The sequence below is a fragment of the Klebsiella sp. JN_Kp122 genome (genome assembly GCF_040062085.1).
GTDB classification, from domain to species: domain Bacteria; phylum Pseudomonadota; class Gammaproteobacteria; order Enterobacterales; family Enterobacteriaceae; genus Klebsiella; species Klebsiella aerogenes.
The window spans coordinates 23280-32761 of record NZ_JBEAHW010000034.1 but is presented as its reverse complement, the minus strand read 5'-3'; the positions used below and the strand labels follow the sequence as shown (position 1 = coordinate 32761).

The 9482-nt window shown below is 60.2% G+C and carries 7 protein-coding genes; 1 reads left to right on the top strand and 6 read right to left on the bottom strand.

Translation table 11 applies throughout. From position 1 onward, the window contains the following. Positions 1–101 precede the first annotated feature (101 nt). The 6 genes from ABLU78_RS14075 to hutI all read right to left on the bottom strand — a co-directional run bounded on the left by ABLU78_RS14075 (position 102) and on the right by hutI (position 7946). On the bottom strand, positions 102–1484 hold the full coding sequence (locus ABLU78_RS14075) for an amino acid permease (protein WP_015367620.1): 1383 nt from the start codon (positions 1482–1484) through the stop codon (positions 102–104). A gap of 99 nt (positions 1485–1583) precedes the next feature. Beyond that, positions 1584–3119: a histidine ammonia-lyase gene (gene hutH / locus ABLU78_RS14070; protein WP_015367622.1), complete on the bottom strand. Its 1536-nt coding sequence runs from the start codon at positions 3117–3119 to the stop codon at positions 1584–1586. Next, entirely contained in the window at positions 3116–4804 is a 1689-nt protein-coding gene (gene hutU / locus ABLU78_RS14065) for a urocanate hydratase (protein ID WP_032712917.1), read from the bottom strand. The genes hutH and hutU overlap by 4 nt, the downstream gene beginning before the upstream one ends. Before the next feature lie 142 nt (positions 4805–4946). Next, positions 4947–5672, bottom strand: coding sequence for a histidine utilization repressor (locus tag ABLU78_RS14060; RefSeq protein ID WP_015704791.1), 726 nt, complete (start codon positions 5670–5672; stop codon positions 4947–4949). 61 nt (positions 5673–5733) lie between these two features. Continuing rightward, positions 5734–6690 carry a formimidoylglutamase gene (gene hutG / locus ABLU78_RS14055; RefSeq protein WP_020079323.1) on the bottom strand — a complete coding sequence of 319 codons (957 nt, stop codon included), beginning with the start codon at positions 6688–6690 and terminating at the stop codon, positions 5734–5736. Continuing rightward, positions 6687–7946 carry an imidazolonepropionase gene (hutI, locus tag ABLU78_RS14050; RefSeq protein WP_020079324.1) on the bottom strand — a complete coding sequence of 420 codons (1260 nt, stop codon included), beginning with the start codon at positions 7944–7946 and terminating at the stop codon, positions 6687–6689. The genes hutG and hutI overlap by 4 nt, the downstream gene beginning before the upstream one ends. Before the next feature lie 213 nt (positions 7947–8159). On the opposite strand from hutI, the gene ABLU78_RS14045 reads away from it, so the two are divergent. Next, positions 8160–9443, top strand: coding sequence for a putative acyl-CoA thioester hydrolase (locus ABLU78_RS14045; RefSeq protein WP_045360032.1), 1284 nt, complete (start codon positions 8160–8162; stop codon positions 9441–9443). Positions 9444–9482 lie beyond the last annotated feature (39 nt).

The following is a 9482-nucleotide window of genomic DNA, read 5'->3' as shown; positions in this document are numbered from 1 at the left end:
AAAGCACATGTTTTCCCCGACCAAAACCGTTGCAAACCGATAACAGTATCTACGGTCCAAACGTAGCCCCGGTAAGCGCAGCGCCACCGGGGAGATTGACCTTACTGTTCCGTGGCCACCTGCAGCGCGGTTTTACGCACGCGTGCATACCACACCACCGTCAGCAGCCCCAGCCAGACCAGCCCGGCTAACAGCGCCACGCGCGTCTCTTCCACCATTCCCAGCACGGCGATCACCAGCCCCATAAACAGTAGCGTCAACAGCGGGCCAACCGGCCAGAAGGGGATCGGGAATTCGATCTTACTGCGCTCTTCGGCCGACAAACCGCGGCGCATCGAGAAATGAGAGAGCAGGATCATCAGCCACACCCAGACGGTGGCGAACGCCGCCAGCGAGGCAATCAGGACAAAGACCTGTTCCGGCATCAGATAGTTAAGCACCACCGCCACCAGCAGCGCCACGCCCATCACCACAACCGTCATCCAGGGTACGCCGTTGCTGGCGATCCGCTGGAAGCACTTCGGCGCAAGCCCCTCTTTTGACATACCGTACATCATGCGCCCGGCGCCAAAAATATCGCTGTTAATCGCCGAGATACTGGCGCTAATCACGATGATATTCAGCACGGTCGCCGCCGCCGGGATCCCGAGGCCATCAAAGATCAGCACAAACGGACTGCCCTGCTCACCAAAACTATTCCACGGGAAGATCGCCATCAGCACCGCCAGGGTGCAGACGTAAAACAGAATAATACGCAGCGGAATGGTGTTGATGGCCTGCGGGATGACCTTCTTCGGGTTCTGCGCTTCCGCCGCCGTGACGCCGATAATCTCTACACCGCCGAAAGCGAACATCACGATGCCAAGCGAGGCGATGATCCCCTGCCAGCCATTTGGCGCAAAGCCGCCGTGGCTCCACAGATTTTCCAGCCCAGTGGCCGGGAAACTATGGCCAAAGCCAAAGAAAATAATCCCCGCGCCCGCCGCCATCATAGCGATAATCGCCACCACTTTAATCAGCGACAGCCAGAACTCCATCTCGCCGAACACCCGCACGTTGCACAGGTTCATCGCGCCAATAAAGAAGATGATGCTGAGGATCCAGATCCAGCGCGGCACATCGGGGTACCACAACCCCATATAGATACCGAATGCGGTGACGTCGGCCAGCGCCACGATCACCATTTCAAAGGTGTAGGTCCAGCCGGTAATAAATCCGGCCAGCGGCCCGAGATACTGGCGAGCGTAGCTGCCGAAGGAGCCGGAAACCGGATTGCGCACCGCCATTTCACCCAGCGCGCGCATGACCATAAAGACCGCCGCGCCGCCGATCAGATAGGCCAGCAGCACCGCCGGACCCGCCGCCTTAATGGCGGAGGCCGAACCGTAGAACAGCCCGGTGCCGATAGCGGAACCGAGCGCAATAAAACGAATGTGTCGGGCATTCAGCCCGCGCAGCAGATGCGGTTTGTGTTGTTGTTGCATATACAGGTGTCCTGGTTTTTTTATATGACGACAAATATGCGATGTAGGACGGCCGGGGGGATGACATCCCCCCGACGCGGGTACAGAGAACAACGGTGATTAATTCAGGCCAGGCAATACGGCAGGCAGCAGACGCGTCAGGTGACGTGCGGCCAAAAGCTCGGTGGCATTTTCAATATCAGGAGCGAAGAAACGGTCTTGGGTATAATGCGGCACGCGTTCGCGCAGCAGATGACGCGCCTCTTCCAGCAGCGGACTGGTGGTCAGCCCTTCGCGCATATCCAGCCCCTGCGCCGCCGCCAGCCACTCAACGGCCAGCACCCCGCGGGTGTTTTCCGCCATCGCCCACAGGCGACGACCGGCAGCCGGCGCCATCGAGACGTGGTCTTCCTGGTTCGCGGAGGTGGGCAGGCTGTCAACGCTATGCGGGTGCGACAGCGCTTTGTTTTCACTGGCTAAAGCCGCCGCCGTGACCTGGGCTATCATAAAGCCGGAGTTGACGCCGCCATTTTTCACGAGGAACGGCGGCAGCTGCGACATATGGCTGTCCATCATCAGCGCGATACGACGCTCGGAGAGCGAGCCGATTTCCGCGATCGCCAGTGCGATATTATCCGCCGCCATCGCTACCGGTTCGGCATGGAAGTTACCGCCGGAGATGACGTCATTTTCGGCGGCAAAGACCAGCGGGTTATCGGAGACCGCGTTCGCTTCGGCTAACAGTACTTCCGCCGCCTGACGAATCTGCGTCAGGCAGGCGCCCATCACCTGCGGCTGACAGCGCAGAGAGTACGGATCCTGCACCTTGGCGCAGTTATGGTGCGACTGCGAAATCGCGCTGTCATCGGTCAACAGGTGGCGATACAGCGCCGCCGCATCAATCTGACCACGCTGGCCGCGCACCTCGTGAATACGCGCATCGAACGGACGACGCGAACCCAGCGCCGCTTCGGTGGTTAACGCCCCGCAAACGACCGCGGAGGCGAACAGATCCTCGGCTTCGAACAGGCCGCGCAGCGCAAAGGCCGTCGACGCCTGGGTGCCGTTCAGCAGCGCCAGACCTTCTTTCGCCGCCAGGGTAATCGGCTCCAGCCCCGCCTGACGTAACGCTTCCGTCGCCGGCAGCCATTCGCCGCCGCGTACCCGCGCTTTGCCTTCGCCAAGCAGCGTCAGCGACATATGCGCCAGCGGCGCGAGGTCGCCGGAGGCGCCGACGGAACCTTTCGCCGGGATCCACGGCGTCACGCCGGCATTGACCAGACCAATCAGCGCCTGGATCACGCTCAGGCGGATCCCGGAGAAACCGCGGGACAGGCTGTTAATCTTCAGCACCATAATCAGGCGCGCCAGGTCATCGTCCAGCGGCTCGCCAACGCCTGCCGCATGGGATAGCACCAGCGAACGTTGCAGGTTCTCCAGATCTTCCGTCGAGATACGGGTCTGCGCCAGCAGGCCAAAACCGGTGTTGATACCGTAGGCGGTCCGCCCTTCGGCAAGGATGGCGTTAACGCAGGCCACGCTCTCATCAATCGCGGCAAACGCGCTGCTATCGAGGGTAATGTTCAGCGGGTGGCTGTAAACGTCGCGGAGCTGCGACAGGCTCAGTTGCCCCGGAATTAGCGTTAAAGATTTCATTTAGCGTTCCCCTGCGTTGCCGCAACCATCGGAAGATTCAGACCCTGTTCCACCGCGCATTCAATGGCGATATCGTAACCCGCGTCGGCATGACGCATTACGCCGGTCGCCGGGTCGTTATGCAGGACGCGAGCGATACGCGCCGCCGCTTCATCGGTACCATCACAGACGATAACCATCCCGGAGTGCTGCGAGAAGCCCATGCCTACGCCGCCGCCGTGGTGCAGCGACACCCAGGTCGCGCCGCTGGCGGTGTTAAGCAGTGCGTTGAGCAACGGCCAGTCAGATACCGCATCCGAGCCGTCGCGCATGGCTTCGGTTTCGCGGTTCGGGCTGGCGACGGAGCCGGAATCAAGGTGATCGCGGCCAATCACGATCGGCGCGGAGACTTCGCCGCTACGCACCATTTCGTTAAAGGCCAGCCCCAGCTTCTGCCGCCACTCCAGACCTACCCAGCAGATACGCGCCGGCAGTCCCTGGAAGCTGATGCGCTCGCGCGCCATATCCAGCCAGTGGTGCAGATGCTTATCATCTTTAATGATCTCTTTCACCTTCGCGTCGGTTTTGTAGATATCCTGCGGATCGCCGGACAGCGCTACCCAACGGAACGGGCCGATACCGCGGCAGAACAGCGGACGGATATACGCCGGCACGAAGCCCGGGAAATCGAAGGCGTTGCTGACGCCCATTTCCTGCGCCATCTGGCGGATGTTGTTGCCGTAGTCGAAGGTCGGTACGCCCATTTCATTAAAGGCCAGCATCGCCTGAACGTGGTCGGCCATCGAGCGTTTCGCCGCCAGGATAGTGCCTTGCGGATCGGATTCGGCTTTCTGCTGATACTCCTCCCAGCTCCATCCTTTCGGCAGATAGCCGTGCAGCGGGTCGTGGGCGCTGGTCTGGTCGGTGACCATATCCGGGCGCACGCCGCGTTTCACCAGTTCCGGAACGATATCCGCGGCGTTGCCGCACAGCGCGATGGAGATAGCGCGGCCTTCGGCGGTGTATTTTTTGATGCGCGCCAGGGCGTCATCCAGAGAAGTGGCCTGTTCATCCACGTAGCGGGTACGCAGACGGAAATCGATGCGGCTCTGCTGGCATTCAATGTTCAGCGAGCAGGCGCCTGCCAGCGTCGCAGCCAGCGGCTGCGCACCGCCCATGCCACCCAGACCGGCGGTTAACACCCAGCGACCTTTCAGGCTGCCCTGATAGTGCTGGCGACCGGCTTCGACGAAGGTTTCGTAGGTGCCCTGTACGATGCCCTGGCTACCGATGTAGATCCAGCTGCCGGCGGTCATCTGGCCGTACATTGCCAACCCTTTGGCATCCAGTTCGTTGAAGTGTTCCCAGGTGGCCCAGTGCGGGACCAGGTTGGAGTTAGCGATCAGCACGCGCGGCGAGTTTTCATGCGTTTTAAATACGCCGACCGGTTTGCCGGACTGCACCAGCAGGGTCTCATCGCTTTCCAGGTTTTTCAGCGCCTTCACGATAGCGTCATAGCATTCCCAGTTGCGCGCAGCGCGACCAATACCGCCATAGACCACCAGCTCATGCGGGTTTTCGGCGACATCGGGATCGAGGTTGTTCATTAACATACGCAGCGGCGCTTCGGTCAACCAGCTCTTGGCGGTAAGCGTCGTGCCTCTCGGGGCACGTACGTCCAGCTGGCGATATTTGCTTTGCGACATCGGGGTTTCTCCTGACAATTAACGTTGTGTACGTAGATACATATACTTGTCTATACAACTCTACGCAAGCCAGGATTTAACAGAAATGATACAATTTTGTTATATTGCGTCAGCAATCACGTTTTGCTGACGCCAGGGAGAATTACGAGCTGAAATGGCCCTGCAGACGGTAGCGCGCGCCGGGAAACAGCAGGCGAGCGTGTGAGACAATATGCGTCGTCGACCAGGTGCGGCGGCGAATAAGCAGGCAGGGATCGTGCGGCAGAATGCGCAGCAGCGCGCACTCTTCTGACGTCGCCTGCACCGCCTCGACGATATGTTCGCCTTCGGTTAACGGCGCAATCAGCGACAGATAATCATGCGGCGTGGTGGCGGTGTAATCCTGTAATAGATAGTCTGGCACCACCGCGGCATTGACGCAGCGGTCTTCAATTTGTACCGGGACATCATTTTCAAAATGCACCATCAGCGAATGAAAGATACGCGTGCCTTCGGCGACGTTGAGCGCCTCCGCCTGGATAACATCCGCTTCGGTCTCCTCTAAAAGCAGCACCTCACAGCGGTGCTGGTGACGGCGGGAGGCAATCTCATCGGCAATGCTGCGCACTTCAAATAGCGCCGACTGGCCTTTCGGCTCAGCGACGAAGGTACCGACGCCCTGTAGCCTCACCAGCAAGCCTTCATCCGTCAGCTCACGCAGCGCGCGGTTGATGGTCATGCGGCTGAAGCCGAACTGGGCGACCAGTTCAGCCTCCGAGGGAATTCGGTCGTGCGGACGCCACTCGCCGCGGTGGATCTTTTCGCTGATCGCCTGCTTCACCTTTTCATAGAAAGGCGCGGGCGCGGAACGAGGTTGTTGTGCAAACATGGCCTGGCTTTCCTTATGCGTAATAAGCGGAGCGGCGAAACGAAAATAATAGCGCGGATCGCTAGCGCCACCAATGGGCGATTTGCCATGCCAGACGGGCCGCCGCGCGGGCGCCCTGTCCGTCGATGTCAAATTGCGGATTAAACTCGACCAAATCCACCGCCTGTAGCTTACCGCTGCGGCACAACGGCTCAACGATCCGCAGCAGGGTCGCCAGCGGCACGCCCAGCGCCGCCGGCGCGGAAACCGCCGGCATTTCGCGCGCCGGTAGCACGTCGAGATCGATAGTCAGATACAGACGGTCGAATTGCGCGATATTGCGCTCAAGCTCCGGCAACACGCGTGTTTCGAAGGCTGCCAGCACCTCCAGATCTTCAACGATAGCCACCTGGCGGCGCGCTGCTTCATCCCATAGCGCCTGGGTGTTCGCCGCCCGGCTAACCCCGATGCAGGTATAGTGAAAACCTCGCTGCTGCGCTTCACACTCCAGCGCCAGCTGGCGGAACGGCGTCCCGGAACTGGCGCATTCGGCAAAGCGTAAATCCAGATGCGCATCGAGATTAATAATGCCCACTTTTTCGCCCGGGAAGGCGTCCAGTACCCCAGCGCCGTGGCCGAAGGCCGTCTCGTGACCGCCGCCCAGCACCAGCGTGCGTTTGCCGGCACGTTGACAGGCGGCCACCGCCTCGCGCAGCGCCTGATGCGCGGCTTCTAACTGTTCACCGTCGACGCTAATCGTGCCCATATCCACGCAGCGGTCATGGCCCTGATGGCTGGCCATATTGGCCAACGCCCGGCGTAGCGTTTCCGGACCATGTCCGGCGCCGGTGCGCCCTTTATTACGCCGTACGCCTTCGTCGCAGGCGAAGCCGAGCAGCGCGATATCGCCAGGCATCTCCTGCGGCGCGAAGCGTTCCGCGCGGGCGATGGTCTGGAACAGGCGCAGCGCATTGGGCGCCTCCGCGCTATCATCACGCCCCTGCCAAAGGTTCGCGGGGGTAGCTTGCCACAGCATCATTGCAGTTCTCCTCGTACCACGCGCCCCCAGAGCGGCGCGCGCCCCGGCTCATACACCATCTCGACCGGATGCTCGGCATCCCAGATAGCGAAGTTTGCGACAAAGCCCGCCGCCAGCTGACCATGGCTCTCCTGTCGCCCCAGCGCCCGCGCGGCATGGCGAGTCACCCCGGCCCAGGCCTCTTCCGGCGTTAAACCAAACTTGACGCAGGCCATGTTCATCGCCAGATGCAGGCTAGCGAAGGGGCTGGTGCCCGGGTTGAAATCGGTCGCCACCGCCATCGGCACCTGGTACTTGCGCAGCAGTTCCACCGGCGGTTTGCGGGTTTCATTGAGGAAGTAGAACGCGCCGGGGAGCAGGGCTGCCACGGTGCCGCTTTCGCGCATCGCAGCCACGCCCTCTTCCGTCAGATACTCGATATGGTCGGCGGAAAGCCCATGATAGCGGCTCACCAGTTGTGCGCCGCCCAGTGACGAGAGCTGCTCAACGTGGCCTTTTACCGGAATGCCCAGCGCCTGCGCGGCCTGAAATACGCGCTCGGTTTGCTGTGGACTGAAGCCGACGTTTTCACAGAAGACGTCAACGCTTTCAAACAGCCCCTCTTGCCACAGCGTCGGCAGTATGGTCTCGCAGACCAGCGAGATATAGCCATCGGCGTCGCCATGATATTCCGGCGGCGTGGCGTGGGCGGAGAGCAGCGTCGCCGACAGTTCCACGCCATTGTCGTCAGCCAGTTGTCGGGCGACCCGCAGCATTTTGCGTTCGTTTTGCAGATCGAGACCGTAGCCTGATTTAATCTCCAGTGTTGTCACCCCTTCACGCAGAAGGCGCTCCAGACGCGGCTGCGCCAGCGCCAGTAGTTCAGCTTCGCTGCTTTCGCGCGTGGCGCGCACGGTGGAGTTAATGCCGCCGCCGTTGGCGCTGATGGTTTGATACGACACGCCGTTCAGCCGCTGCTCCCACTCCTGCGCCCGGCTGCCGCCAAAAATCAGGTGCGTGTGGCAGTCAATGAGACCCGGCGTCAGCAGCCGGCCTTCGAGGTCGATACGACGCCCCGCCGGGGCGTCAGCGTCGTCGACGATCGCCTCGATACGGCCGTTACGCACCAGCAGCGCATGGCGCTCCAGCAGGCCGTATGGTTGAGAAGAATCAGGATTCAAAGTGGCGAGACGCGCGTTTCGCCAGATAACGAGTTCAGAGGTGGCTTCAGTCATAGCATTCAACTTGTCATGGGTTGTATAGACATTTATTTTCATAACGCCGGTAATGTCAATAAAAGCGCGGGTAAATGTTATTTTTTTGTGACTAAAGACGTTCCATCAGCGCTTCGCGTTGCGTAAAGAAGTGAAGTTTTTGAACTGGCATCTTCCCGTTTCGTTCAAGTTAGTATAAAACAGCAGGTTTTAAAGGACTTATACCCTGTCACGCACAAAGGGTATGTAACTTTGCATATTATCGCCCGGAGCAACATGAACACATATTCCGTTTCCCGTCTGGCGCTGGCGCTGGCCTTCGGCGTGACGCTGTCCGCCTGTAGCTCGACGCCTGCCGATCAAAAGCCCTCAACGCAGACTGCACCGGGCAATACCGCACGGCCGATTCTTAGCGCCGATGAAGCGAAAAACTTCACTCAAGCGGCCTATTTTCAGTCGCTGACGCCGAATGCCGCCGCGTGGACGCCATCCGCTATCAGCCTGCCGGCGCAGCCTGATTTCATCGTCGGCCCGGCGGGTGCTCAGGGCGTGACCCACACGACTATTCAGGCCGCGGTCGATGCGGCGATTGCCCGTCACTCTGCCCGTCGCCTGTTCATCGCCGTTATGCCAGGCGAATATGCGGGCACTGTCTACGTGCCTGCCGCGCCGGGCGCGCTGACGATTTATGGTACCGGTGAAAACCCTGCCGACGTCAAAATCAGCGAAGCGATTGATTCCGAAATGGACCGCAATAGCTGGCGTCATCTGGTCAATCCGGGCGGCAAATACATGCCAGGCAAGCCCGCGTGGTATATGTTCGACAGCTGCCAGAGCAAATCCGCCGCCACCGTCGGCGTGATGTGTTCCGCGGTCTTCTGGTCGCAGAATAATGGCCTGCAGCTGCAGAACCTGACCATCGCCAACAATCTCGGCGACAGCGTCGATGCCGGTACCCATCAGGCAGTGGCCTTGCGCAGCGATGGCGACCAGGTGCAGATCAACAAGGTCAACATTCTTGGCCGCCAGAACACCTTCTTTGTGACCAATAGCGGCGTGCAGAACCGTCTGCAGGACAACCGTCAGACCCGCACGCTGGTGACCAATAGCTATATTGAAGGCGATGTGGATATCGTTTCCGGTCGCGGCGCGGTGGTATTCGATAATACCGATTTCCGCGTCGTGAATTCGCGTACGCAGAAAGAAGCCTACGTTTTCGCGCCGGCAACGCTGAAAAGCGTAACCTACGGCTTCCTGGCGACCAACAGCCGCTTCACCGCTTCCGGCGATAACGTCGCGCAGCTGGGCCGCGCGCTGGACGTCGACGGCAACAGCAATGGCCAGGTGGTGATTCGCGATAGCGTCATCAATGAAGGCTTTAACATTGCTCAACCGTGGGCGGCGGCGGTCGGTTCTAATCGCGCCTTCAGCGGTAATGTTGGCGCGCAGGATGACAAAGGCAACCCGCAGCGTAACCTTAACGACAATAGCTTCAACCGCATGTGGGAATATAACAACCGCGGCGTAGGCAGTTTTGTGGTTGCCGCTCCGAAACAGTAATATTATCGGCCCGCGCTCACCGACGCGGCGCGCGCCCTG